The 25,851-nt window shown below is 70.7% G+C and carries 25 protein-coding genes and 1 tRNA gene; 10 read left to right on the top strand and 16 right to left on the bottom strand.

From position 1 onward, the window contains the following. Positions 1-50 precede the first annotated feature (50 nt). From DX116_RS18400 to DX116_RS18375, 6 genes are all read right to left on the bottom strand, one after another. Positions 51-1,817: a CocE/NonD family hydrolase gene (locus DX116_RS18400; RefSeq protein WP_199716163.1), complete on the bottom strand. Its 1,767-nt coding sequence runs from the start codon at positions 1,815-1,817 to the stop codon at positions 51-53. 216 nt (positions 1,818-2,033) lie between these two features. After that, a complete protein-coding gene (locus DX116_RS18395; protein ID WP_119705762.1) occupies positions 2,034-2,891 on the bottom strand; it encodes a helix-turn-helix transcriptional regulator in 858 nt (285 codons plus the stop codon). A gap of 46 nt (positions 2,892-2,937) precedes the next feature. After that, positions 2,938-3,819, bottom strand: a complete 882-nt coding sequence (locus DX116_RS18390) for a sugar phosphate isomerase/epimerase family protein (RefSeq protein WP_158592039.1) — start codon at positions 3,817-3,819, stop codon at positions 2,938-2,940. Positions 3,820-3,821: 2 nt separating this feature from the next. Further along, positions 3,822-4,895, bottom strand: a complete 1,074-nt coding sequence (locus DX116_RS18385) for a zinc-dependent alcohol dehydrogenase (RefSeq protein ID WP_158592038.1) — start codon at positions 4,893-4,895, stop codon at positions 3,822-3,824. 64 nt (positions 4,896-4,959) lie between these two features. After that, entirely contained in the window at positions 4,960-5,802 is an 843-nt protein-coding gene (locus DX116_RS18380; protein WP_119705759.1) for a mycofactocin-coupled SDR family oxidoreductase, read from the bottom strand. A gap of 249 nt (positions 5,803-6,051) precedes the next feature. Then, a tRNA-Met gene (locus DX116_RS18375) sits at positions 6,052-6,128 on the bottom strand. A 111-nt stretch (positions 6,129-6,239) separates the two neighbouring features. On the opposite strand from DX116_RS18375, the gene ilvA reads away from it, so the two are divergent. After that, on the top strand, positions 6,240-7,502 hold the full coding sequence (gene ilvA / locus DX116_RS18370) for a threonine ammonia-lyase IlvA (protein WP_119705994.1): 1,263 nt from the start codon (positions 6,240-6,242) through the stop codon (positions 7,500-7,502). Between the two features lie 37 nt (positions 7,503-7,539). Here the strand turns inward: ilvA and DX116_RS18365 are convergent, their stop codons facing one another. The 4 genes from DX116_RS18365 to DX116_RS18350 are packed head-to-tail and all read right to left on the bottom strand — an operon-like array spanning position 7,540 to position 12,555. Next, complete coding sequence (locus DX116_RS18365) at positions 7,540-10,473, bottom strand: UPF0182 family membrane protein (protein WP_119705758.1); 2,934 nt, start codon at positions 10,471-10,473, stop codon at positions 7,540-7,542. Positions 10,474-10,508: 35 nt separating this feature from the next. Continuing rightward, a complete protein-coding gene (locus tag DX116_RS18360; RefSeq protein WP_119705757.1) occupies positions 10,509-11,027 on the bottom strand; it encodes a PPA1309 family protein in 519 nt (172 codons plus the stop codon). Next, the gene (locus tag DX116_RS18355) at positions 11,018-12,088 is read right to left on the bottom strand and encodes a YlbL family protein (protein ID WP_119705756.1); all 1,071 of its coding nucleotides are present in this window, start codon (positions 12,086-12,088) and stop codon (positions 11,018-11,020) included. Before DX116_RS18355 ends, DX116_RS18360 begins: the two co-directional genes overlap by 10 nt. 44 nt (positions 12,089-12,132) lie before the next feature. Beyond that, positions 12,133-12,555 carry a molybdenum cofactor biosynthesis protein MoaE gene (locus tag DX116_RS18350; RefSeq protein WP_199716162.1) on the bottom strand — a complete coding sequence of 141 codons (423 nt, stop codon included), beginning with the start codon at positions 12,553-12,555 and terminating at the stop codon, positions 12,133-12,135. A gap of 84 nt (positions 12,556-12,639) precedes the next feature. On the opposite strand from DX116_RS18350, the gene DX116_RS18345 reads away from it, so the two are divergent. Beyond that, positions 12,640-13,932 (top strand): zinc-dependent metalloprotease, encoded by a 1,293-nt coding sequence (locus tag DX116_RS18345; protein ID WP_119705754.1) that lies wholly within the window; start codon positions 12,640-12,642, stop codon positions 13,930-13,932. After that, the gene (locus tag DX116_RS18340; RefSeq protein ID WP_119705753.1) at positions 13,929-14,480 is read left to right on the top strand and encodes an NUDIX hydrolase; all 552 of its coding nucleotides are present in this window, start codon (positions 13,929-13,931) and stop codon (positions 14,478-14,480) included. The genes DX116_RS18345 and DX116_RS18340 overlap by 4 nt, the downstream gene beginning before the upstream one ends. On the opposite strand, the gene DX116_RS18335 is transcribed toward DX116_RS18340, so the two are convergent. Then, a complete protein-coding gene (locus tag DX116_RS18335; RefSeq protein ID WP_233556943.1) occupies positions 14,440-14,931 on the bottom strand; it encodes a M48 family metallopeptidase in 492 nt (163 codons plus the stop codon). The genes DX116_RS18340 and DX116_RS18335 overlap by 41 nt on opposite strands. Positions 14,932-15,237: 306 nt before the next feature. Next, positions 15,238-15,396, bottom strand: coding sequence for a DUF5679 domain-containing protein (locus DX116_RS20185; RefSeq protein ID WP_199716161.1), 159 nt, complete (start codon positions 15,394-15,396; stop codon positions 15,238-15,240). 148 nt (positions 15,397-15,544) lie between these two features. Between DX116_RS20185 and DX116_RS18330 the strand changes: the two genes are divergently transcribed. Beyond that, entirely contained in the window at positions 15,545-16,369 is an 825-nt protein-coding gene (locus DX116_RS18330; RefSeq protein ID WP_147393719.1) for a hypothetical protein, read from the top strand. Positions 16,370-16,395: 26 nt separating this feature from the next. After that, a complete protein-coding gene (locus tag DX116_RS18325; RefSeq protein ID WP_233556941.1) occupies positions 16,396-17,760 on the top strand; it encodes an ABC1 kinase family protein in 1,365 nt (454 codons plus the stop codon). Positions 17,761-17,873: 113 nt separating this feature from the next. Here DX116_RS18325 and DX116_RS18320 read toward each other — a convergent pair whose 3' ends face one another. Beyond that, positions 17,874-18,992, bottom strand: a complete 1,119-nt coding sequence (locus tag DX116_RS18320; protein ID WP_158592037.1) for an FUSC family protein — start codon at positions 18,990-18,992, stop codon at positions 17,874-17,876. Between the two features lie 28 nt (positions 18,993-19,020). Next, complete coding sequence (locus tag DX116_RS18315; protein WP_119705750.1) at positions 19,021-19,269, bottom strand: DUF3618 domain-containing protein; 249 nt, start codon at positions 19,267-19,269, stop codon at positions 19,021-19,023. Positions 19,270-19,344: 75 nt separating this feature from the next. Between DX116_RS18315 and bcp the strand changes: the two genes are divergently transcribed. After that, the gene (gene bcp / locus DX116_RS18310) at positions 19,345-19,812 is read left to right on the top strand and encodes a thioredoxin-dependent thiol peroxidase (protein ID WP_119705749.1); all 468 of its coding nucleotides are present in this window, start codon (positions 19,345-19,347) and stop codon (positions 19,810-19,812) included. Between the two features lie 2 nt (positions 19,813-19,814). On the opposite strand, the gene DX116_RS18305 is transcribed toward bcp, so the two are convergent. Continuing rightward, positions 19,815-21,494: a sensor histidine kinase gene (locus DX116_RS18305; protein ID WP_119705748.1), complete on the bottom strand. Its 1,680-nt coding sequence runs from the start codon at positions 21,492-21,494 to the stop codon at positions 19,815-19,817. After that, positions 21,491-22,168: a response regulator transcription factor gene (locus DX116_RS18300; RefSeq protein WP_199716160.1), complete on the bottom strand. Its 678-nt coding sequence runs from the start codon at positions 22,166-22,168 to the stop codon at positions 21,491-21,493. Before DX116_RS18300 ends, DX116_RS18305 begins: the two co-directional genes overlap by 4 nt. Positions 22,169-22,247: 79 nt before the next feature. On the opposite strand from DX116_RS18300, the gene DX116_RS20005 reads away from it, so the two are divergent. The 4 genes from DX116_RS20005 to DX116_RS18285 are packed head-to-tail and all read left to right on the top strand — an operon-like array spanning position 22,248 to position 25,808. Next, positions 22,248-22,877 carry a hypothetical protein gene (locus tag DX116_RS20005; RefSeq protein WP_158592036.1) on the top strand — a complete coding sequence of 210 codons (630 nt, stop codon included), beginning with the start codon at positions 22,248-22,250 and terminating at the stop codon, positions 22,875-22,877. Beyond that, on the top strand, positions 22,874-23,986 hold the full coding sequence (locus DX116_RS20000; RefSeq protein WP_158592035.1) for a peptidoglycan-binding protein: 1,113 nt from the start codon (positions 22,874-22,876) through the stop codon (positions 23,984-23,986). The genes DX116_RS20005 and DX116_RS20000 overlap by 4 nt, the downstream gene beginning before the upstream one ends. Beyond that, entirely contained in the window at positions 23,983-24,642 is a 660-nt protein-coding gene (locus tag DX116_RS18290; RefSeq protein WP_119705746.1) for an ABC transporter ATP-binding protein, read from the top strand. The genes DX116_RS20000 and DX116_RS18290 overlap by 4 nt, the downstream gene beginning before the upstream one ends. Continuing rightward, the gene (locus tag DX116_RS18285; protein WP_119705745.1) at positions 24,639-25,808 is read left to right on the top strand and encodes an ABC transporter permease; all 1,170 of its coding nucleotides are present in this window, start codon (positions 24,639-24,641) and stop codon (positions 25,806-25,808) included. The genes DX116_RS18290 and DX116_RS18285 overlap by 4 nt, the downstream gene beginning before the upstream one ends. The last annotated feature ends 43 nt before the right edge of the window (positions 25,809-25,851 follow it).

The following is a 25,851-nucleotide window of genomic DNA, read 5'->3' as shown; positions in this document are numbered from 1 at the left end:
CAGTTGCCGACGATGGCGCGAGATCACGGAGCAGCGCGGGTGCGCGCCCGTCAGGCAGGCGGAACCACCGGGAGAAGCAGATACGAAGGGTGGGCCCCGCCCGACCTCAGCGTCACCGGGCGGTTGTAGACGTCTGCCGACCGCGCCACCGGGTCGTCGTGGACGTTGACGCCCGACCCTCGCATCTCGACACCATAGGCCGTCGGGAGGCCTTCCCGTCCGTGGTCGAAGTCCCGACCGAGGACGCTGAGGGCGATCCTGCACCCAGGCGGGACGACGATGCAGGTGGGCCAGATCTCCACGTCGAGCTCGTACGTCTCACCGGGCACGAGCGGAACCGCCGCGTCGTGCGGATGCACCGGTTGGTAGGGCAGACTCCTCGCAGAGTCCAGTGCCCGGTGAGAAGCACGGAGCCACCCCTGCGAGAGAGGATGCCTCGGCTCGGTCGCGCCCTCGAAGAGCACCTCGGCGCCATCCGGGTCGATGAGGTGCAGCACCAGAAAGAGGTCGGTGTCCTCGCTCTCCGACGAGACGAAGAGCTTCGCAGCTACGGGCCCGGTGATCTCCGTGGCCTCCTCGAAGGCGGGCGTCAGCAGGGTCACGCCGGGACCGAAGGGCTCGTACGTGATCTCGGACGGCTGAGGACGCGGGTCGAGAGACAGCGCGTTGTCTGCCGCGTCGAGGTAGTAGGTGGTCCAGTCGGTCCGGGCGATGGGCCACTCCTGCTCTGCCCGGAGCTCGAACGTCTCGTCGGGGTGGCGGATGTTCAGCGAGACCGGTGGCTGCTCGTGCGACCAGTCCCCCTCGTCCTTGAGGAAGTAGTCGAAGAACCGGCGCTGCAGGTCGACCCCGTAGTCCGAGTAGTAGAGGGTCCAGTGAGCCTCCCCGTGGACCTCCAACCACTTCTGCTCCGAGGCCGACTCGACGAAGCCGGCGATGTTGCCGCGCAGGTGCAGCGCCTGCCCGCCCCAGTTGCCCGCCGACAGCACGGGCACGTGGACCTTGGAGAGATCGGCGCTCCGGTCCCGCCAGTACGAGTCGATGAAGGGATGCTGGCGCAGCTCCTGGGCGACGTCGGCTCGACGTGCGCCGAGCTCGTCCTCGCCGAGGTCGACATCACCCGAGACGAGCACGCCCAGGCGCTCGTTCTTCTGCCCCCGGGTCCCCAGGCCGTGCTGCACGGTCTCGATCTGGACGCCGTACAGCCGCGGGAAGAACGAGCTGGGGATTCCTCCGTGGTAGTTGGCGTCGCGATACCAGTCGACCATGCCCTCCCAGGGGCAGATCGCAGCAAGGTGAGGCGGCTGCAGAGCGGCGACGGCCCACTGGTTGATGGCGTAGTACGAGATGCCGCTCAGACCGACCTTGCCGTTCGACCACGGTTGCGTCCCGCCCCACTCGATGCACTCGTAGAAGTCACGGGTCTCCTGCGACGCGAAGCTGTCGATGAAGCCGGGTGAGCGACCCGATCCCCGCGCGTCCACGCGGACCAGGGCGTAGCCGAGCGGCACCCAGCGCTCCGGGTCAGCCAGCTCCCAGACCTGGTGCTTGCCGGTCGTCCCCACTGCGATCTCCGGGTGTGCCTTGACCATCGCGTCGAACTGCCTGGGGTAGGCGTCCTGGAACGGCAGGTCCTTGCCGTAGGGCCCGTAGCTCATCAGCACGGGGAACTCGCCGTCGCCGATCGGCCGGAACACATTGGCTCGCAGGATCGTCCCGTCGGACATCGGGATGGGCACGTCGTACTCGATCTGCATCCCGTCCGCCTGGACGACGTTCTCGTCGCCGCGACGAGCTGAACCTACGGTTGAAACCATGGGGATGTCCTTCGTGAGTGCGCCGAGAAGGCCGCGAGTCGCCGTGGAGCGCCGGCCTGCGAGAACGCAGTGGCCGGACGGAGCGGGGACCAACTTCGGATCGATGGTGAACGTCCGTCGAGGATTCGACCTGGACCAAGCGCCACCGTAAGGCGCTCCGTGAGACGTGAGCCACACCCTGACAGGACCACCCACGGCGCGGACGTCAGGTGAAGCTCAACGGTGCGAAGCGGCCATCTCGGACGCGTCGCAGATCGACCTCATCACCCGCAGCGCCTGCTCCCCGACTGCGTCGCGAGCGGAGTACACCGTCAGATGACGATCCGAAGGCCCGGGGAGGCGCAGGGCGTCGTAGGCCACCTCGAATCGGCCGGCGCGAGGGTGCTCGAAGGCGCGGGATCCGAAGTTCCTGCCCAGCACGTCGTGCGAGGCCCACAACCGAGCGAAGGAGCTGCTTCGCTCGGTCAGCTCGCCCACCAGCTGAGCGATGCGCGGGTCGTTCGGATGACGTCCGGCACCGCCCCGGAGGAGCGCGACGTTCTGACGTGCGACGTCACCCCACTCCACGCACCGCGATCGCACCACAGGATGCGTGAACACCAACCACGACAGGTTGCGTTGCTGCGGCGGCAGCGACCCGAAGTCGACCAGCAGCTCACACGCCATGTCGTTCCACGACGTGATGTCCAACCGGTGGTCGACCACCCAGGCGGGACGGTCCCTGATGGCGTCGAGCAGGCGAAAACCCACCTGGTCAGGTGCGTCGTCCGCCTCTGCCCGGTCCGACACGCCCCCACCCCGCATCAGCGACGCGAGGTCCTGCACGTACATGACCTCGTCGGTCGTCAGCAGCAGCGCCGCAGCCACCGCCTCGAGCACCTCCGGTGACGGGTTGAGGGCGCGCCCCTGCTCGAGCTTCGTGTAGTACTCGCGGCTGACCGCGGCGTTCTCGGCGACCTCCTCACGACGCAGGCCCTGGGTACGCCGGCTGCCGCCGTCACCCTCGGGACCGAGGCGCTCGCGGCGGGTGCGCAGGAAGTGTCCTAGCTCCTTGGCGACGTCGGACCGCTCCATCGAGTCAGTATGCACCCGGTGGAGCACCGCGATCAGGATCGGAACCTCACTGGGCTCGCTTCGCCCACAGCAGGTCGAAGGCCTGCTGGCTGCGGTCCAGGAGCTCTGCCGGCGGCAGCTTCCACAGCGAGTCCGGGAAGTCGTCGCCCCAGCGGCCGTCGTCGGAGAAGATCTCGAGCTCGTACCAGCCGTCGTAGCCGCCACGCTGGAGCGCGCCGAAGATCGCCGGCAGATCGATGATGCCTTCGCCCGGGATGCGGCGGTCCGCGAGCGAGCGCGGCGGGTCGGGCCAGTCGCTGACCTGGACGAGGAAGGTCTGGGCGGCGAGCTGCTCGGTCTGCTGCAGGAGATCGGGAGAGTCCCAGACGTGGTAGACGTCGTAGCACAGACCGACGGAGGGCTCGCCCACCAGCTCGATGAACTCCGACGCCTCGGTCAAGGTCCGGACGAAGGAGGCATCGAACCCCAGGTCGCCGCGGACGACCTCCACAGCAAGCCTGGTCCCTAGGTCGGCGGCGACCCGCGCGACGTCGCGGATGCCGTCGGCCGCGATGCTCCAGGCCTCGTCCTTCGAGTAGCCCTCCGACGAGCCGGTCGTGACGACGATGCAGTCGGGGCCGAAGGCCGCCAGTCGCTCGACGGACTCGCGCAGCAGGCCGATGCGGACAGCCGGGTCGTCGGGCCCCGGGTACATGACCGGAGGCCGCAGCGGGAGCGGTGCGAGATTGGCCGGGATCCCTCCGGCGACCCTCAAGCCGGAAGCCTTCAACGCGGCCAGCTGCGCCCGGTCCTCGCCGTCGCGCAGCTTGCCCTCCGCGATGCCGATGCCGGACGCGCCCGACGCACGCACCAGCTCGAGGTCCGCCTCGAACGTCGTGTCGGGCATGGTCAGCGGGCAGACGGAGTAGAGCGGGGAGTGGGAGGACATGGTCATGCTCCTTGGGTCGATCGTGCAGAGGAAGGGATGCGTGGATAGTCGAGCAGCACCGCCAGCGTCTCGTCGGCATGCTGGTCGATCAGCCGGTAGGCGTCCGACGCGTCGTCGATCGACACCCGATGCGTGACCAACTTGTCGACGTCGAAGCTCGCGAGCCTGTTCTGGGCGACGTCGTAGCGGCGCACCCAGTCCCACCGCGGCTGGAGCCCCGATCCGATCGAGCTGATCTGGCTGCTCACGATCCGCTGACGACGGAAGTGGAACTGCAGCCCGAGCTGCAGGGTCACCGGCTTGTTGCCGTAGAACGACACAACGGTGATAGTCCCTTCCTGACCTGTGTTGTCGACGGCCGACTGCAGGGCAGCAGGCGCCCCGCTGGCCTCGAACCACAGATCATTGCCTCGCCCAGCGGAGAGCTCTTCGATGACGGCAGCGGCCTCGTCCGGCGAGACGACGGCATCGGCACCGATCCACGCGGCCCGCTCCCGACGACTGGGCATCGGGTCGACGAGGATGAGCGTCCCAGCGTCGGCTCGACACAGGTGCGCCAAGAACGTGCCGATCACGCCGAGGCCCGAGACGACGACCACGTCGCCGATGCGGACCGGCGTGTCCAGGAGCGCGTTGTACGCGACGCTGTACAGGTTGGTGAAGGCAGCCTGCTCGGCGCTCGCCTCCCCGTGCACCGGGAAGACGAATCCCGAGGTGCCGCCGATGGTGAAGAGCTCCTGGTGCGGATGATAGGCGAACACACGATCGCCGACAGAGAACCCCGACCGGTCGCCGGCCTCCTCAACCTCGCCGACGATCTGGTACGCGAACTTGAGCGGGAAGGGGAAGCTTCCCCCGGTCGTAGGCAGGTCGACGGCGTCCTTCGAGCCTGCCGTCCCGTGGTAGACGCTCATCTCGGTGCCGGCACTCACCAGGGATGTGATCGCGCGGACGTTGATGTCCTCCGGACCCGGCGCGCCGATCGGCTCGCTTCGGAGCTCGACCTCTCGGGGCGCCACGAACCAGACGGCTCGGGCGTCGTTCTGTGCTGCTCCATCGTTGGTGTTGCTACTCATGTCACTGGTCCTTCGCTGATTGCCGTGCATCGTTCGGGCTTGATCGCCCTCGTGGTGGAGAGTCCTAGTGGCCCGAGAGCCCGGCGTCGATGATGAGAGCCGTGCCGGTGACCCGCCGGGACTCGTCAGAGGCCAGCCAGAGCGCCCCGTTCGCCATGTCCTCGGGCTCGATCCACGGCACGGCCTGCGGGTGCGTCCGGACGAGGATGTCGAGCATTCCCTGTCGTCGAGCCTCCGGAGTGGCATCGTCCTGTCCCGGCGTGAACAGGTTCCACATGACTTCGTTGTCCATCATGTGCGTGTTGACAGCCGTCGGCTGCAGGGTGTTGACCCGGATCCCGTAGGGCGCCAGCTCGAGCGCGAGCTCCTTGGTGATGCCGATGAGTCCGTGCTTGGTGGCCGAGTAGTGCGCCATGTTGCCGACTCCTCCGGCGACCACGCCAGACGTCGTGAACATGATCGAACCACCCCTGCCGGCCTCGATCATCGACGGGATGACGGCATTGGCCACGCGCCAGCTGCCGGTCAGGTTGATGTCGATCTGCGTCTGCCAGTCCGCCTCCGTGATCTCCCACCCGGGCGCGAGCAACGTCACGCCCGCATTGGCCACCACGACGTCGATGTGTCCCAACGTCTGTAGCCCGTCCGCGACGACCTTGTCCACATCCTCATTGCTGCGCACGTCGCCCACGTGCGAGACGACCTGGCGGCCGAGACTCTTGACGAGGTCGATCGTCTCGGCGAAGTCGTCCTCGGTGGCAGCCGGGTAGCGGACCCCAGTGACCGCTCGGCAGAGGTCGAGCAGGATGACGTCGGCACCCTCCTCCGCCAGCCTCTTGGCGTGTGCCCGACCCTGACCGCGCGCCGCTCCAGTGATCAGCGCAACCTTGCCGTCCACTCTGCCCATGTCAACTCCTCCGTCCGACCACGTACGGTCACTTGAGACCCAGATCACGAAGGTAGGACGTCGGTGTGATGCCAACCACACCCTGACAGAGCCACCCAGGGGCCTTGGTGGGGCCAGGCATCGCGAGAGCGAGGCACTCCTGAGGCCCCCAGCCACGTCTCAAGAGGTCGAACTGCCAGATGACGATGCCGAGAATGCTTGCGCACATGACGAAGGCCCTCACAGTTGAGACTGTGAGGGCCTTCGTGGTGGTAGCGGGGACAGGATTTGAACCTGTGACCTCTGGGTTATGAGCCCAGCGAGCTACCGAGCTGCTCCACCCCGCGTCGCTGAAGACAACATTACAGGCCGACGTCCGTGGCACCAAATCGGGTCGACGAGTCGGCGCCGGACACCGCCAGACGGCCGGGATCGCAGCAGGTCTAGCGTTGGACGACGTGAGTCCGACACCCCTCTCCCCCGTCACCGCCGCCTCGATCGACCAGGCCGCCGTCCGCGTCGCCGAGGTGGTCAGCCGCACACCGCTCGAGCTCAACGCCCGGCTGTCGCGGGCCACCGGGGCGCAGGTGTGGCTCAAGCGCGAAGACCTCCAGCCCGTGCGGTCGTACAAGATCCGCGGGGCCTACAACCTCATCGTGCAGCTCGACGACGACACCCGCGCCCGCGGCGTCGTGTGCGCGAGCGCCGGCAACCACGCCCAAGGCGTCGCCCTCGCGTGCCGTCGCCTCGGGGTGCACGGACGCATCTTCGTGCCCGGCACCACCCCGCGCCAGAAGCGTGAGCGCATCGTCACCCTCGGCGGCAGCGGCGTCGAGGTGGTCGTCGTCGGCGACTCCTACGAGGACGCGTTCAGAGCCGCTCACGACGACTCCGTGGCCACGGGCGCCGCCCTCGTCCCGGCCTTCGACGACCCGCGGACGATCGACGGGCAGGGCACCGTCGCCAGCGAGATCGTCGACCAGCTCGGCTCGGCCCCCGACCTGGTGGTGCTGCCGGTGGGCGGCGGCGGTCTCATCGCCGGCATGTCGACGTGGATGGACGAGCGTCACCCCAGCACCCGCATCGTCGGCGTCGAGCCGCAGGGCGCAGCTTCCATGACCGCGGCCCTCGCCGCCGGTGCCCCGGTGGCGATCGAGAGCGTCGACCCGTTCGTGGACGGTGCCGCGGTCGGCACCGTCGGCCGGCACACGTTCCCGCTGGTGCGCGACGCCGGCGCGACGATGGTCACCGTCGACGAGGGACACCTCTGCACCGAGATGCTGCTCCTCTACCAGTCGGACGGCATCATCGCCGAGCCCGCGGGCGCGCTCGCGACCGCCGCCCTCGACGGCCTGATCGACGTCGAGCCGGGCTCGACCGTCGTGTGCGTCGTGTCGGGAGGCAACAACGACATCAGCCGCTACGGCGAGATCCTCGAGCGCTCGCTGATCCACCGCGGGCTCAAGCACTACTTCCTCGTCAGCTTCCCGCAGGAGCCCGGCGCGCTGCGCCGGTTCCTCGACGAGATCCTCGGCCCCGACGACGACATCACGCTGTTCGACTACGTCAAGCGCAACAACCGCGAGAACGGTCCGGCGCTGATCGGCATCGAGCTCGCCCGGGCAGAAGACCTGGCCGGGCTGCTCGGACGTCTGGACGACAGCCCGCTCGGCGTCGAGCGGGTCGAGCCGGGCAGCCCGATGTTCCACTACTTGATCTGAGCTGCCCGGCTCCTAGGCCCCGCCTGCGGGGACGCCGCTACTTCTTGGCTGCCTCGTCGACGGCCTTCTTGGCGTCGGTGACCGCCTGGCCGACCTGGTCCATGCGCTGCTGGTAGAGCGCCAGGTCACCGTCCTTGAGCGCCTTTTGCGCCTGCTCGTAGTACTCGTTCGCCTGGTCGAGAAGCTGCGACGCGGTCTGGTCGCCGGTCGGCGTCTCGGTCGCCGGCGGGGTGCCGGTACCTGTGCCACCACCGGTGCCCGTGTCGGGATTCGCGTCAGGGGTGCCCTCGTCGAGCCCCAGGGCGACCCGTAGCGCCTCGTCGAGCGTGTTGCCGAAGCCCACGTTGTCGCCGAACGAGGCCAGCACGTACTGCAGCTGCGGATAGGTTCCCTCAGCGGCCTGACGCTTGATGTAGACCGGCTGGACGTACAGCAGTCCTCCGCCGACCGGCAGGGTCAGCAGGTTGCCGTACTGGATGTCGGTGCCGGCCTGCTTGAACGGCAGCAGCGCCTGGGTGACGCCGTTGTCGGTCTGCAGCTGGTTGGCGATCTGGCTGGGGCCGTCGACCTGGCTGCCGCTCGACAGCTGCAGGATCTGCATCTTGCCGTAGTCCTCGGTGTCGGTCGCCTCGGAGTTGACCGAGACGAACGCCGCGAGGTTCTGCCGCTTGTTGGGCAGGTAGACGCTCGTGAGGCTGAACTTCGGGCTCTCCTCGCCGGGCGTCGCGGTCGACAGGTAGTACGGCGGCTGCAGGGCCGTCGAGCTGCTGGGCGCCGTCGGGTCCTCGGGGACCTTCCAGCGCTGGTCGTCGTTGTAGAACGCCTGCGCGTCGGTGACGTGGTAGCGCTGCAGCACGTCGCGCTGCACCTTGAACAGGTCGACCGGGTAGCGCAGGTGCTCGAGCAGGCCCTGGTCGATCGACGCCTTGGGCTCGACGATCCCCGGGAAGACCTTCTTCCAGGTCTTGAGCACCGGGTCCTTGGTGTCCCACTCGTAGAGCTTGACCGAGCCGTCGTACGCGTCGACGACGGCCTTGACGGAGTTGCGCATGTAGTTGACCTGGTCGGTCGGCAGCGCCGCCTGCGACTCGCCGTTGGTCAGCGTGTCGGCCGTGGCCTCGCGCAGCGAGCGGTGCTGCGAGTAGGGGTACGAGTTGCTGGTCGTGTAGCCGTCGACGATCCAGACCACGCGTCCGTCGACGACGGCGGGGTACGAGTCGCCGTCGACCGTCAGCCAGGGTGCGACCTTCTTGACGCGGTCGCGAGGCTCGCGGTCGTACAGGATCTTGGAGTCGGAGTTGACCCGGCTCGACAGCACGATGTTGGGCTCGGCGAACTTGAAGGCGTAGAGCATCTTGTTGAACAAGCCGCCGATCGGGACGCCGCCCTTGCCGTCGTACGTGTTCTGGGTGACGCTCGCCTTGCCACCACCCTCGCCCGCCGCACCGCTGCGCGGGATGTCGACCTCGATCGGCTCGGCGCCCTTGGGCCGCCCGACGATCGAGTACGAGGGAGACTTCTCGCCGAAGTAGATGCGCGGCGGCACCTTGGTGGTGATCTCACCGGCCTGCGGGATGTCCTTCGCGGTGAACACGGGCTCGCCGTTCTCACCGCGCTGGTTGCCCCGCGCCGCGATGATGCCGTAGCCGTGCGTGTAGACCGTGTGGTCGTTCGCCCAGTTGCGCTGCGAGCTCTGCAGACCGCTCAGGTCGAGCTCGCGCGCCGCGATGATGGTGTCCTGCGGCGTGTCGTCGCCCGGCAGCTTGTAGCGGTCGACGTCGAGCGTCGTCGGCACGGAGTAGTAGCCGCGCACCTGCTGCAGCTGCTCGAAGGCGTCCGAGATCAACGTGGGGTCGAGCAGACGGGTGCTGACGCGCGACTCGGCGCTGGCGGCCAGCTCGGAGTCGGTGAGCTCGGTCTTGGCCGAGTACGACTCGACCTCGGTGTCGGCCACGTCGTAGGCCTGCCGCGTCGCCTCGATGTTCCTGGCGATGTACGGCCCCTCCTTGTCGGGCTCGGACGGCTTGACCTGGAAGCCCTGCATGATCGCGGGCCACACCGCCCCGAGCAGGATCGAGGTGACCGCCAGCAGCCCGAGGCCGATCGCCGGCAGCGCCCACGAGCGGATCGCGACCGAGGCGAAGAACAGCACCGCGCACACGATCGCCACCCAGATCAGGATGTTCTTGGCGGGGATGCGGGCGTTGACGTCGGTGAACGCGGCACCGTCGACCACGCCGCCGTTGGAGACCAGCAGGCCGAACCGGTCGAGGTAGTACGAGACGGCGCGCGTCAGGATGCCGAGCCCCACGAGCACCGAGAGCTGGATCTGCGTGGCGCGCGTGAGCTTGGGGCCGCGGCCCGCGATGCGGATGCCGCCGTACACGTAGTTGACGAACACGACCGCGAGCACCGTCACGATGATCATCGCGAACGAGAACGACGTGACGAAGCGCCACCACGGGTAGTCGAAGACGTAGAAGCCGACGTCCTTGCCGAACTGGGGGTCCTTGGTGCCGAACGACGTGCCGTTGCGCCACATCTTGAAGGTGTCCCAGTGGCTCGCGCCGACCGAGCCGCTGAAGGCCGTCAGGATCACGAACACGCCGATGCCGATGGGCTTGAGGATGGGCGTCAGCGCGAGCCGGTAGCGGTAGGCCGGGTCGTCGCGGCGGGCCGGCACCGACTGCGGACGCGTGCGGTAGGCCAGGTAGAGGTTGACCATCACGAACAGGCCGAAGATCAGGCCCATCGCCACGAACATCGAGATCCGCGTGAACAGGACGCTGCGGAACACCTCGCCGTAGCCGACGGACTTGAACCACAGACGGTCGGTCCACACGCTCGTGAAGATCGAGCCGAGGAACAGCAGGACGGCCAGGGTGATCAGGGTCGGGACCAGGACCTTCTGGCGACGCCCCGACGGGGGACGCGGCTCTCGGGGTCGGGGTGTTCCGAAGATGTCGCTCACGGGTCTCCTGGGTAGGGGTGGCTTAAGACTCTAGGTCAAGGGGCCGCGGTCAGCGTGCCGCGGAGGTGCTCGATCAGGCCGGGGACGAGGTCGGGGCCCTCCAGCAGCTCGGCCTCGAGAGGCTGACGAGCGCGGACGGCGCTGTGCGAGCGGCCGTCGCGGGTGACGGCAGCCACGAGGCGCACCTCCTGCCGGTCGGGGTGCGCGGCGGCCGCGGCGACCAGGGCCTCGGGGTCGTCCGGCAGGGACTCCTCGGCCTCGGGCGGCAGCATGATGCGCTCGATGACGGCCGCGCAGCCGATGACGGCGTCGGGCCACTCGATCTCGGTGAGCAGGTCCTCGAGCTCGCGGGTGGGGTCGAGCTCCTGCTCGACGGGCGTGATGCCGTCCAGGTCGGACGACAGCTGGTCGGCGAGCGCAGGCTCACGCGCGATCAGGTCGGCGGTCGGGACGAGCGCGAAGAGCCGCGGGGACTGGTCCCACCCCTCGGCGCCGACGTACGCCTCGACCTCGAGGGCGGCACGGCGCAGGGGCGAGTCGGGCATCAGCTGCATGCGGGAACCTTCGCGTCGGGGTCGTCGGCCAGCGCCTTCAGCGACGAGATCGCATCGGAGAGCTGAGTGATCTTGACGAGCTTCAGGCCGTCGTCGTCGCCGTCGAGCGCCTCGGAGCAGTTGGCCTGCGGGACCAGGAAGATCGACGCCCCGGCGTTGGCGGCGCCGCGCATCTTCTGGCGGATGCCACCGATGGGACCGACGACGCCGTCGGCGCTCATCTCGCCGGTGCCGGCGATCTTCCTGCCGCCCGTGAGCTCGCCGGGGGTGAGCTTGTCGTAGATGGCCAGCGCGAACATCGTGCCCGCGCTCGGGCCGCCGATCTCGCGGCCGACGTTGTTGTCGATCTGGATCGGGTAGGTGTACTTGGTGCCCAGCGAGACGCCGATGCGCGGCACCTTGGGATCGCGCTCGTCGGCGCGCGTCGTGACCTCGATCGTCTGGGTCCTGCCGCCGCGCTCGACCGTGACGGCGACCGGCTGCCCGGGTGTCTTGGTGGCGATCGCGGCGACCGCCTCCTCGGAGCTGGCGACCTTCGTGCCGTCGACCTGCGTGATGACGTCGCCGACCTTCAGCAGCTTCGCGGCAGCACCGCCCGGCACCAGCGCGGCGACCTGCGGGCGTCCGGTGACGGTGTACCCCGCGGCCCGCAGCGCGGCCACCCGCGACGAGTCCTTCGAGCCATCGAGCTGTGCGGCCGAGACGGCCGTCGACTGCTTGGCGGTCTGGTTGTCGGGGTAGACCAGCGACTTCGGCACCACGGCCACGTCGCGGTCGAAGTAGGCGCGGACGGCGTCGGCCAGCGACAGGCGGGTGTCGGCACGGGTCACCGAGACGGTCGTGAAGTCGAGCGCGCCGCTCGTCGGATACGTCTTGACGCCCTGGCCGAAGGTGAACATGTCCTTGTCGTCGAACTGGCCGAGGGTGTTGAACGCCGGGCCGGGACGCATCGTCACGTACGGCATCGGGATGAGGTAGGCCGCGCACGTCAGCACGATGAGGGAGATCGTCGCCACGACCATCGTCGAGTAGCGACGGCTCAGCCGCGTGGGGTCGGACACAGGGGAATCCTAGTGAGTCGGGCCAACCAGCGGCCCACCCGCGTCTAGTGCGGGTGCACCCACTCGGCGTCGCCCGACGCGAAGGTCTGGTGCTTCCAGACGGGCACGTCGGTCTTGAGCTCGTCGATCAGCCGCCGGCACGCCTCGAAGGCGTCGGCCCGGTGCGCGGCCGAGGCACCCACCACCACGGCGAGGTCGCCGATGTCGAGGTCGCCCACGCGGTGCACGCCGGCCAGCGCCACGACGTCGCACTCCCCCGCGATGCGCTCGGCCACCTCGCGCAGGCGGTCGACGGCGGTGGGGTGGGACGAGTAGCCCAGCGCGCTGACGGCCTGACCGCCGTCGTGGTCGCGCACCGTGCCGACGAAGACGCAGATGCCGCCGGCAGCCGGATCGCTGACCGCCGCGTACACCTCGTCCAGGCTCAGGGGCGTGTCGCGGATGTCGACCAGTCGTACGGCAGTCACGGTTTCCTCTCTGAGCCGGTGGATTCATCGTAGGGCGAACAGCGAGCCCGGGGTTTCGGCGGCACCACTCGGTACTGTGGTGCCATGGCCGATGACGACAAGGACGACGCTCAGAACCCCTTCAAGGGCACCCCGATGGAGCAGATCTTCGGGGCGTTCTCGAGCGGTCAGATCGACATGAACCAGATCATGGGTCAGATGCAGCGCATGTTCGCGCCGCACGAGGGCAGCGTCAACTTCGACCTGGCCAAGGACGTCGCCCGCCAGACGCTGGCCGCGGCCGGCCCCGACCCGAGCCCCAACGCCGCCCAGCAGGGCGCCGTCGACGACGCCGCGCGGCTGGCCGAGTCGTGGCTCGACACCGCCACCTCGTTCCCGGCCGGCGCCACCACCGCGACGGCGTGGAGCAAGGCCGAGTGGATCGAGGCCACCTCCGAGACGTGGCAGCAGCTCGTCGAGCCGATCGCGCAGCACGTCGTCACGGCCATGGGCGATGCGCTGCCCGACGAGGCCAAGGCGATGGCCGGTCCGCTCATGGGCATGCTGTCGCAGGCCGGCGGCGCGATGTTCGGCCAGCAGGTCGGTCAGGCACTCGGCGGGCTGGCCGGCGAGGTCGTGTCGTCGACCGACATCGGCCTGCCGCTCGGACGCGAGCGCGTCGCGGCCGTCATCCCGTCGGGCGTCGAGGCGTTCGGCCAGGGGCTGGAGCACCCGGCCTCCGACGTGCTGCTCTACATCGTGCTGCGCGAGTGCGCCCACCACCGTCTCTTCCAGCACTCACCCTGGCTGCGGTCCGCCCTGGTCGGCGCGATCGAGGAGTACGGCCGAGGCACCCGCATCGATGTCGAGGCCATCGAGTCGCAGATGCGCGGCCTCGACCCCTCGCGACCCGAAGACATCCAGCAGGCGCTCGCCGGCGGGCTGTTCGAGCCCGAGCGCACGGCCGAGCAGCAGCGCGCGCTCGACCGTCTCGAGACACTCCTGGCCTTCATCGAGGGCTGGGTCGACGAGGTCGTGGCCCAGGCCACCGCCGGCCGCATGCCCGCCGCGACTCCCCTGGCCGAGGCCATGCGCCGCCGCCGGGCCACCGGCGGCCCCGCCGAGCAGACGTTCGCCGCGCTCGTGGGGCTCGAGCTGCGCCCCCGCAAGCTGCGCGAGGCGACCTCGTTGTGGGCCGCGATCCGCGACCGTCAGGGCCCCGAGGCCCGCGACGCCGTGTGGAGCCACCCCGACCTGATGCCCGACGCGTCCGACCTCGACGACCCGTTGGGCTTCGCGCAGGGCGAGAAGCGCTCGCAGAGCGACGACGACTTCGACGCCGCCCTCGGCGAGCTGCTCGACGGCACCGACCCGGACGACCAGGACGGCAAGGAGTGACGCTGCGCGCCGACGCGCACGACGTCCTCACCGCTTGGCCTGCACCCGACGCCGAGCAGGACCGGCTCAGGCAGCTCTATCTCGCGCACCTCGAGCGCCATCCCGACGCGATGAGTCGCGACTGCCACCCCGACCACCTCACCGCGAGCGCGCTGATCGTGTCGGCCGACGCCCAGCAGGTGCTGCTGACGCTGCACCGCCGCATCGGTCGGTGGCTGCAGACCGGCGGCCACTGCGAGCCCGACGACACCACCCTGGTCGGCGCCGCTCAGCGCGAGGGCCGCGAGGAGAGCGGCATCCCCGACCTGGCCCTCGACGCCGTCCCCGTCCTGCTCTCGCTGCACGAGGTGCCGTCGTGCGGACCGATCCGCCCCTCCCACCACCTCGACGTGCAGTACGTCGCCGTCGCCCCGCCGGGTGCCCGCGAGGTCATCAGCGAGGAGTCGGCCGACCTCGCGTGGTTCGGCCTCGACGACCTGCCCGACGTCGATCAGTCGGTCCGCGACCTCATCGCTGCTGCCACGAGACGCCTTCGAGGAAGCCCTTAGCCTTCGCCGCCTGCGGGTGCACGTCGACCAGCGCCCAGAACCGGGCGCTGTGATTGGGCTCGATCAGGTGAGCCAGCTCGTGCAGCAGCACGTAGTCGACCACGTACGACGGCATGCCCTTCAGGCGGTGGGACAGCCGGATGCTGCGGTCGTCGCTCGAGCACGACCCCCAGCGCTTCTCCATGGTGGTGACCCAGCGCACCGACGACGGGACGGCTGCCCCGTCGAGCCAGGCGCGCGACAGCTCGCCCGCCCGCCCGAGCAGCTCGTCGTCGCTCGGGCGTGCGCGCTGCTCGCGCTGCTCGAGCCGCGTGACCAGCGTGCGGACGTGCTCGTCCTCGACGGACTTCGGCAGGTGCGCGGGCATCAGCACGATGATCGTGTCGCCCTCGCGATAGGCACGGACGGTGCGCTTGCGACGCGTGCTGCGTCGGATCTCCACCGTGGCCACACCAGCAATCTACCGGGTGCTGATTCTGGATGTTCTCCACAGTGGTGATGCCTCATCACCGCAGGTCAGAGGGTTTCGAACATGTTCATCCCCAGCTTCTCCACAGCTTGTGCACGTCGTCGTCCACACGCTCCTCGGCGCGCCCCACAGCTTGTCCCCAGCGTTATCCACAAGCGTGGACAACAGTTCGGTGAAGTCGGTTGACGAATGGGTGGCACACCCCTACGGTCACGACGACAGGGCTCTCGCGCGACGCTCGCAGGGGAAGGCAAGCGTCGGCGAGAGCCCCTCTCTCGCGTCCGCAGATCAGGCCTTGCCGAGGATGCGGTTGAGCTTGGTGCCGCACACCGGACAGATGCCCTTGGCCATCCGCGTGCCCTTGTCGCTCACCTGCACCTCACCGCTCGTCTCGCGCTTGTCCTTGCACTTGACGCAGTAGAACTCGCCGCTCCACGTTTCCGACATTGCAGCCTCCTGAGAATGTGATGCTGGTCACTCTCAGCGTACGCGTCACCGTCGCCATTGCACCGTCCATGACGACGCGCGCCACGCGCGTCGTGTCGCTGTGGACGAGCGGTTGGCGGCCGGAGGTCCGCCGCACCAGGCTGTCGGCATGTCCTTCCGCCCCGTGCTGCGACCCGGCGCCGTCCTGGTGCGCCGCGACGCTCGGCACCTGCAGGTCGGCACGGCACCGGGCATCGTCCTGGCCGACCGACCGGGCCTGGCCGAGCTGCTCCGGCTCCTCGACGGGGTGCGCGATTTCGCCCGCATCGAGGCGATCGTGGCCCGCGACATCCCCCACCTCGCCGCCGACCTCGGCGACCTGCTGACCCACCTGCGTGCCGTGGGAGCGGTGGTCGACGCAGCCGCGGCCGAGGCCGGACGGCGGCCGCGCTCGCACCGCCCCGTCGGCTTCATCTTCTCCGGCGCGACCTCCCAGCTGGTCGCCGCCACGCACGCGGTCCTCGCCTCGTCCGGCATCCACGACGTCGCGTCGACCGATCCCGAGGTGCTGGTGATCGTGTCCCACGGCGAGGCCGCCCGGTCGGTCTTCGAGAAGGCCTCTCAGCTGGGCCTCGACCACCTGCCTGTCGTGATCGACGAGGACCGGGTGCGCGTCGGGCCCTTCGTGCGGCCCGGGCTCACGCCGTGCATCACGTGCCACGACCTGCACCGTGCCGACTGGGACCCCGCCTGGTCGGCCATCGTGCCGCAGCTGGGCCGCCGGCTACCCACCGCGCAGCCGTCCGGCCTGCCCGGCCTGGCGCTGCACGCCGCGGCGGTCGAGATCGCGGCCGAGGTCGTCGCCCTGCTCGACGAGCGGCCCCTGCGCACAGCCGGACGCTGCCTGGTCGTCGGACCGGAGCACGACCACCGCGACGTGTGGCCCGTCGCCTTCCACCACCGTTGCACGTGCGCGCTGCTCAGCGCGGCATAGTGCCCGATGCGGACTATCCTGACGAGGTGTCCGACAAGTTCGAGAAGGATCCCGACCAGGACCGCCGGCAGACCGGCCGCCCGATCAGCTCGAGCACGTTCGCCCGCACCGCGCGACTCGCATCCCTCCCGGTGGGCTTTGCCGGACGGACGACGCTCGGCCTCGGCAAGCGCATCGTCGGCACCCCCGCCAACCTCGTGCTCGACGAGGTGCAGCGGCGCACCGCAGACCAGATCTTCAGCGTCCTCGGTCAGCTCAAGGGCGGGGCCATGAAGTTCGGTCAGGCCATGAGCATCTTCGAGGCGGCGCTGCCCGAGGAATTCATCGGGCCCTACCGCGAGACGCTGGTCAAGCTGCAGGACTCCGCTCCTCCCATGCCCCCCGGCACCGTCCACCGGGTCATGGCTGAGGAGTTCGGCCCCGACTGGCGCGACAGCTTCCCGACGTTCGCCGACCGCCCCGCCGCATCGGCGTCCATCGGGCAGGTGCACCGCGCCACGTGGCACGACGGGCGCGAGGTCGCCGTCAAGCTGCAGTACCCCGGCGCGGCCAAGGCGCTGATCTCCGACCTCAAGCAGATCTCGCGCCTGGCGCGCCTGTTCGGCGTCATCGCCCCGGGTCTCGACGTCAAGCCGCTCGTCAAGGAGCTGCAGGACCGGGTGGCCGAAGAGCTCGACTACAGCCTCGAGGCCAGCGCCCAGGGGCTCTTCGCCGCCGAGTTCAACGGCGACAGCGACATCGTCGTGCCCGAGCCCGTCGCGCACACCGAGCGCGCCCTGGTGTCGACGTGGCTCGAGAGCGACTCGTCGCTCGCGCACGTCATCACCTCCGGCACCCAGGACGAGCGCGATCGCTATGGCGAGGCGTACGTCCGGTTCCTGTTCGCCGGCCCGCGCCGGGCCGGCATGCTGCACGCCGACCCGCACCCCGGCAACTTCCGCATCATGCCCGACGGCAAGCTCGGCGTCGTCGACTTCGGAGCCGTGGCCCGACTGCCGGAGGGCCTGCCCGTCTCGATGGGACGCCTGCTGCGGCACGCCGTCGACGGCGACTACGACAGCGTCCTCGGAGGGCTGCGCGACGAGGGGTTCCTGAAGTCGAAGACCGATCTCGATGCCGACACGATCGCCCGCTACATCGGCCCGTTCGTCGAGCCGGCCCGGGTCGAGCGGTTCACGTTCAGCCGCGAGTGGATGCGCGAGCAGACCCTGCGCGTCAGTGCCCCCACCGCCGAGGGCATGGGCACGGCGATGAAGATCAACCTGCCGCCGCAGTACCTGCTGATCCACCGGGTGTGGATCGGGGGCATCGGCGTGCTCAGCCAGCTGGGCGCCACCGCCCCGTTCCGCGCGATCCTCGAGGAGTCCCTGCCGGGGTTCGCCGAGGGCTGAGCGAGCTCACCCCGCGAGCCTGATCGCTCACCGGTATTCGAGGCTCGCTCGCAGAGCTCGCTCACACCTCGACCAGCTCGACCGGTCGCTCGCAGAGCTCGCTCGGGTCTCGCTCAGTCGAAGTCGAGGCTGTGGTCGATCTCGTCGCGGGTCGCGCCGCTGGCGTAGAGCAGGTCGGCGGCGAGCGAGCGCACCTGGGCCGCGATCGCCGCGGAGTTCATCGTCATCGCGGCGGGCAGCGCCGTCACCGCGATGCGCGCGGCCTCGACCAGCTGCTCGCGAGCCTCGGCGAAGTCGTCGTGCTCCGACAGGTCGTCGGCGAAGATCTCGACGGCCCGGGCCAGGCAGTCGATCGCCAGGTGCATGTCGGCGGGTGCCGCCTCGCCGTGGCGCAGCATCGCCGAGGTGCGCCGGGCCAGCACGCGGGCGTCGCGGATCGCGTTGTCGAGGTCCCTGACCGCACCGACGTAGAGGTCGAGGTGGTCGCGCTGCTTCCAGCGCATCGGCGACATCTTGGCGATCTCGGTGACGTTGACGGCCGTCGACTCGAGCGCCTGCAGGTCGGGCTGCATCGCCCGCGCCTCGGCGAGGGCCTTCTCGGCCAGGTCGGCGTCGGCCAGCCGCATCGCCTCGGCGCACCGCGAGAGCACCGCGGACAGCCGGCGCAGCAGCTCCTGCGTCTCGGTGTCGATGTCGCGCACGGGGTTGCGCGGCACCAGCAGGATCATGGCCAGGCCGCAGCACCCGCCGATGAAGGCGTCGAGGAAGCGGGTGACGGCGGGGTTGCCGGCGTTGGCGGCCGGCACCACCGCGGCCAGCAGCACGGCCGAGTTGGCGGCCTGCGTCAGCGCCAGACCCTTGATGCCCACGAGCGTGCTGATGACGACGGTCAGCACGACCACCAGCGCGATCTGCCAGGTGCCGCGGCCGATCGTGAGGATCAGGATCTCGCCGACCAGCACCCCCAGCGCCACCCCGCACACCAGCTCGAACAGGGTGCGCGCCCGCACGCCCGCACCGGCGACGATGACGATGACGGCCGAGATGGGTGCGAAGAAGGCCTGCGAGTGCCCCAGCAGGTGCGTCGAGATGAAGAACGCCAGCGCCGTCGAGACGCTGAGCCGCAGCAGCAGACGCCACCGCTTGCGGACGAGCCGCAGACGGTCCTCGAGGCTCACCTCCGGACGCCGCAGGCGGATGCGTCGCAGCGGGACGTCGCGGGACGAGCTCACGAGACGACCGGCATCCGGCTCGGCATGGTCAGCGCAGCAGTCGGCGGACCACGACGATGCCCGCGATGACCACGATCGCACCGCCCACGAGCGGGCCGATCGTCTCGAGGCGCGGCGAGCCGGTCTCGTCGACGAAGCGGGCCTTGAGGTCGGCCAGGCTGCGGCGCGCGATGTTCTTGGGGTTGGTCCGGTCGATCAGGGCGTCGACCGTGTCGGCCAGGCGATCGCGGATCTCATCGATCTCGTCGACCAGATCATCGGGTTTGGCGTTCGCCACGTGGTGCCTCGCTCATCTCGGACGTTCACGGAGGTGCGGGCCGGTGACCCGCACACGTACGTCAGGATAGTCCGCATGACGACCCGACTGCAGCCAGGCGACGCCGCACCCGACTTCACCCTCACCGACGACACCGGTCAGCCGGTCACGCTGTCGGAGCAGACGGGCAAGGTCATCGTGTACTTCTACCCCGCGGCGATGACACCGGGCTGCACCAAGCAGGCCTGCGACTTCAGCGACTCCATCGACCGCCTGCAGGCCGAGGGCTACACCGTGCTGGGCATCTCGCCCGACAAGCCCGAGAAGCTGGCGAAGTTCCGCGAGCGCGACGGCCTCACGATCACGCTGCTGTCCGACCCCGACAAGGAGGTGCTCACCGCGTGGGGCGCCTTCGGCGAGAAGAAGCTCTACGGCAAGGTCGTGCAGGGCGTCATCCGCTCGACGTTCGTCGTCGAGGACGGCACCGTGCAGGTGGCCCAGTACAACGTCAAGGCCACGGGTCACGTCGCCAAGCTGCGCAAGGACCTCGGCCTCGACGCCTGAGGTCAGACCTCGTCACGCACCGGGATGCGCACCGTCACGGTCGTCCCCTCCCCCACCACGGAGTCGATCGTGACGCTTCCACCGTGCGCGTCGACGATCTGCTTGACGATCGCCAGGCCCAGGCCGGTGCCGCCCGTGGCGCGGGTGCGCGACGGGTCGACCCGCCGGAACCGGTCGAAGACGTGCGGCAGGTCGTCGGCCGGGATGCCCTCGCCCGTGTCGGTCACCGTGATCGTGCCCGGTGCCCCGGCCAGCACGACCTTGCCGTCGTCGGGCGTGTGGCGCAGGGCGTTGGCCAGCAGGTTGAGCACCACCTGGCGCATCCTGACCGGATCGGCCCAGATCGTCGCGTCCGGCTGGCAGACCACCGAGAGACGCGGTGACGGGAACGAGGCGGCGACCTGCGCGAGCATCTCGGCGAGGTCGATGGTCACCGGCGACAGCCGCAGCTCGCCCGCCTCGGCGAGGGCGAGGTCGTGCAGGTCGTCGGTCAGCCGCTGCAGGTGCAGCGTCTCCTCGTGCAGGGAGTCGATGAGCTGACGGTCGAGCGTCGCGAGCCCGTCCTGGGCCGCCTCCAGCCAGCCCCGGACGTTGGCGATCGGGGTGCGCAGCTCGTGGGAGACGTCGGAGACCAGCCGGCGCCGGGCGTCCTCGGACCGCTCACGCCGGTCGGCCATCGCGTTGAAGGCGCGGGCGAGCTCGCCGACCTCGTCGGCGCGGCGGTCGGCGGGCACCCGTGCGCTCAGGTCGCCGTCGCCGGCGCGGCGCGCGGCCGTCGCCATGCCGCGCAGCGGACGGACCACGTGGCCGGCCAGCAGGGCCGACAGCGCCAGTGTCACGACCAGCACGAGCGCGGCCAGCAGGCCGATGCGCAGCCGCGCGCCGCCTGACAGGTCCCACAGCACGGACGGGGCGGCGCTGGCCGACCCGGTCATCAGCAGGGCCGGAGGCGCCACGGACGTCGACAGCACCTCGCGCAGCGAGGAGTCGACGCAGCGCGCCACCGTGGTGCGTGACGTGCGGTACGGCACGAGCGCCGTGAACTCGTCCGTCAGCGCCAGGAGCGGTTCGAGGCCCGCTGCCGCGAGACAGCTGTCGGCGCCGTCGACGACAGCCGTCCACTCGGCGCGGCCCCCGTCCTCGAGCCGGCGCGCCGCACGAGGATCGACCGCGCTGCGGGCAGGGACCTCGTAGCGCGCGCACTCCGCCACCACGTCGGGGTCGGAGCACCGACCGCCACCGCCGCCGGGGACGCTGGCCGGCTCGGGCGTCGGCGTGGCGGTGGCCGTCGGGCTCGCGCTCGACAGCAGGGCGACGTCGACGTCCAGGGGGTCGATCACCGCACGCGCCGACGACGGCGGGAGGGCGCGCGACGGCGCCCCCTGCGACCGCACCAGCACCCGGCCCGACCGGTCGGTCACGGTCACGGGCTGGCCCGACGCGGACGCCAGGCGGTCGACCAGGCGCTGAGCGCCGTCCCAGGACGGGTGCGTCGCCGCGTACCCCATCAGCGCGTCGTAGGTCGCGGCCTCCGCCTCGAGCGACTGCTGCTGCTGCTCCTGCACCGCGACGGTCGTCGAGCGTGCCGTCGCCCAGGTCGCCGCCACGACGGCCACCAGCGCCGTGATCGCCCCGAGCAGGAACAGGCGCACGAACAGGGAGCGGTGCCACGGGACCCTCACAGGACCGACATCGAGTAGCCCACGCCGTACGCGGTGCGGATCAGGCTCGGGTCGAGCTTCTTGCGCAGGTTGGCGACGTGCACGTCGACCGTCCGCCGCGACACGTAGGCGTCGAGCCCGTGGACGGCCCGCAGCAGCTGGTCGCGGGTGAAGACCCTCTCGGCCTCGCCCGCCAGCGTCTCGAGCAGCGCGAACTCGCCCGGGGTGCACTCGACGTCGAGGCCGCGGAACACGACCGACCGCGTGGCCGGGGTGATCGTCAGGGCCCCGACCGTCAGCGGACGCGACGCCGTGGCCGGCGACACCCGCGAACGGCGCAGGAGCGCCCGCGACCGGGCCATCAGCTCGCGCGGCGAGTATGGCTTGGTGAGGTAGTCGTCGGCTCCGAGGTCGAGCCCCGTCAGCAGGTCGTCCTCGCCGCGTCGCGCCGTGAGCACGAGGATCGGCAGGTCCGCGAGACCCGGCGAGCCGCGCAGGATCCGGCAGACGTCCAGGCCGTCGAGCCGCGGCATCATGACGTCGAGCACCAGCAGGTCGGGGGTGTGCCGGCGCACCTCGTCGACCGCGGCACGGCCGTCGCCGACGACGGTGACGACGTGCCCCTCGGCAACAGCGTAGCGCCGGATCAGCTCGGCCTGCTTGGGATCGTCCTCGGCGACCAGGATCCTCGACACGCGCCCAGTCTAGGTTCGCTGACCGGCAGCGAACACTGTCCTGACAGGTTCCTGACAGTTGCCCGACAGCCTCGGGACCATGAAGCTCATCCACCTGTGCGCGGCCCTCGCCGCGACTGCCCTGCTGACCGCCTGCTCGTCTGGATCCGACGCCGCTCGGGTCGCCGACGTCCCCGACCCGGCCGCCTCGTCGCAGGCCCAGGCCACGGACCGGCCGGCCACCTCCGACGGTCCGTCCGACGACTCCGGCCCCACGAAGGGACGTCCGCAGTTCCGGCTCGACGACACCGACCAGCGCCGCACGGCGATCCAGTCGGCCTACAGCCAGTGCCTGATCGACCACGGGGCACCCGAGATCAAGCCCGGCGACGGCGGACGCGGCGGCGACAGCGGCTCCGTGGCGGCGGCGGCCGGCGAGGGCGCGGACGGCAAGCCCGTCGGCCCGTTCGTCGGCGACCCCGTGCCCGCGTCGGCAAGCGCGGCCTGCCTGTCGAAGCTGCCCGTCATGCCCGTGGAGCTGGAGTCCGGCAGCAATCCACGCTTCCACGACCAGTCGCTGGCCTACGTCGCGTGCCTCGCCGACGGCGGCCTGCACGTCACGCTGCTCAACGACGACAACCTCGACTGGACGTACCAGGAAGGGCGCTCCGTCCCGGACGACACCTCCCAGCTCGAGAAGAGCTGCCTGCTCTCCTCGTTCCAGCGGTGAACACGCGTGTGTGGGTCGCCGCGCTGGCCGCCACGGTCACGGTCGTCGGCGGGACGGCCTGGGCCGTGTCCGACCGCGGGCCCGACCGTGCCGAGAAGCGCACCGCCGCACGACCCACCGTCACGGTCGAGAAGGGGACGATCCGGCAGGAGCAGCGGCTGACGGGCCGGGTCGGCCACAGCGTCCCCCGCACCATCACCGGATCGGGCGAGGGCATCGTCACGTGGCTGCCGTCGCCTGGCGACACCGTCGCGCGCGGCGAGCAGCTGTACCGCGTGGACGACCAGCCCGTCGCCCTGTTCCACGGCACGCTGCCGCTCTACCGCCAGCTCGCTCCCCCGCAGGCACCACCGACGTCATCCGACGAGAAGAAGCCCTCGGGCGACGCGCACGACAAGGACGGCGACGTCGGTTCGGGGGGCGACCCATCCCCCGACGGTCCGCTGCGCGGCAACGACGTCGACCTGGTGGCCACGAACTTGGCTGCCCTCGGCTACTACGGCGGTCCGACCGACGGTGCCGTCTACTCGGGGGCGCTGGTCTCCGCGGTCGAGCGGTGGCAGGCCGATCACGACGGCGAGCGCACCGGCGTGCTCGGGCCCGACACCGTCGTGGTCAGCCGCGGCACGCTGCGGGTGGCCGGCGTGACGGCGACGGTCGGCAGCCCGGCGGCCGCGGACGTCCTGACCGTGACGAGCACCCGGTCGGTGGTGACGCTCGACGCCCCCCAGGGCGTCGAGGTCGCCGTGGGACGTCCCGTCGAGGTGACGCTCGCCGACGGCACGACCGTGCGGACGCGCGTGACGGCCGTCGGCTCGCCCGTCGAGGATCCTCAGTCGGGGGCACCGGTCTCCGCGCCGATCACGGTGCGCGCCCGCGGCACGGCCGACCTGGGACCGGCCGCCCCCGTCACCGGCGTGCTCGTGATCGCGGCCCGCCGCGACGTCCTGCACGTGCCGGCCAGCGCGCTGCTGGCGCTCGCCGGCGGCGGCTACGCGCTCGAGCGCCCCGGCGGAGCGCTGGTGCCGGTGACCCTCGGCCTCGTGGCCGACGGCGACGTCGAGGTGACCGGCATCGAGCAGGGCGCGAAGGTCGTGGTCGCGCGATGAGCGTGCTGCTGCTCGAGGGCGTGGGCAAGGAGTACCCCGGCGGGGTCCACGCGCTGCGCGACGTCGACCTGCGCATCGAGGCCGGCGACGACCTGGCCATCATCGGCCCGTCGGGCTCCGGCAAGTCGACGCTGCTGCACCTCATGGGCACGCTCGACCGTCCCACCACCGGCACGGTGCACGTCGCGGGGCACGAGACGACGTCGATGGTCGATGCCGCCGTCAGCCGGCTGCGCGCGCACGACCTCGGCTTCGTCTTCCAGCAGGCGCACCTCGACGATCGCCTGACGGCCCTCGAGAACGTCGCGACGGGCCTGGTCTACACCGGCACCCCCCGGCGGGAGCGACGCCCGCTGGCCGCCGAGGCGCTGGCCCGGGTGGGGCTCGCCGCTCGTGCCACCCACCGCCCGCAGGAGCTCTCGGGCGGGGAGCGGCAGCGCGTCGGCATCGCCCGCGCGGTCGTGAACCGGCCGTCGCTGCTGCTGGCCGACGAGCCGACGGGAGCGCTCGACCAGCGGACCGGCCGCTCGGTGCTCGAGCTGTTCGGCGAGCTGAACGCCGACGGCACCACGATCGCGCTCATCACCCACGACGCCGCGATCGCCGCGACGTTCTCGCGCTGCATCGAGATCTGCGACGGACGGCTGAGCGCATGAGGCGCCTCGTCGACGCCATCGCCCTGGGCTGGCTCGGGGTGACCCGGCGACCGGGCCGTGCCGTCATGAGCGCGACCGGCATCGCGCTCGGCATCGCGACGCTCGCACTCGTGACCGGCATCCCGGCCAGCGGGCAGGCCGACCTCGACCGCCGCCTGACGGCCCTCGGCACCGACGTCCTGGTCGCCCAGGCCTCGTCGGCCACGGACGACCCTCCGAAACTGCCGGTCGACGCTGCTGCCATGGTGCGGCGCATCGGGCCGGTCAAGGACGCCTCGGCGGTCGCGAACCTGGGCGCGCGGGTGCTGCGCACTGATCTGGCCGATCCCAACCAGACGGTCGGCATCGTGGCGCTGGCGGCCACGCCCGACCTCGTCGAGGTCGTGCGCGGCACGGTCGCCTCGGGGACGTTCCTGGCCCCCGCGGGGCTGCCGACGGTCGTGCTGGGCAGCAGCGCCGCCGAGTGGCTCGGCATCACGCACGTCGACCCCACCCGTCCCGTGCGCGTCCTGGTGGGCTCCACCTGGCTCACGGTCGTCGGCGTCCTGGCACCGACGCCGCTGGCCCCCGAGCTCGACCAGGCGGCGCTCGTCGACTGGTCGACGGCCCAGGCGTCCCTCGGTCTGGACGGGCACCCCACCGTCGTCTACCTGCGCGCGGAGGAGTCGCAGGTGGAGGCCGTCAGCGCCGTGCTGCCGGCGACGCTCGAGCCCGAGCTGGCCGGCATGATCAGCGTCTCGCGACCTTCGGACGCGCTGGCGGCCAAGCGGGCGACGCAAGGGACGTTCTCGGCCCTGTTCCTCGGCCTGGCCGCGGTCGCGCTGGTGGTCGGTGGCATCGGCGTCGCCAACACGATGATCGTCAGCGTGATGGAGCGCCGCCGCGAGATCGGCATGCGGCAGGCGCTGGGCGCCACGCGGCTCGACATCCGGCTCCAGTTCGTCACCGAGGCGATCGCCCTGTCCACCCTCGGCGGCGCGGCCGGGCTGCTGCTCGGGTGTCTCGGGACCGCCGGCTTCGCCGCGCTGCAGGGCTGGCCACCGGTCATCCCCGTGGTCGCGATGGCCGGTGGCTTCGTCGGAGCCATGGCGATCGGCGCGCTCGCAGGGCTCTACCCCGCGATGCTCGCCGCCCGACTCTCGCCCACCGAGGCGCTGCGCACGTGAGGGGCGGTGAGCGTGACAGGCGGTGAGCGTGAGGGCTGCCGGC

Origin of the sequence: Aeromicrobium endophyticum, from assembly GCF_003586285.1 — a bacterium.
Classification (GTDB): domain Bacteria; phylum Actinomycetota; class Actinomycetes; order Propionibacteriales; family Nocardioidaceae; genus Aeromicrobium; species Aeromicrobium endophyticum.
Note: the sequence above shows the minus strand (reverse complement) of the source record. Positions and strands in the feature narration are given on the sequence as shown.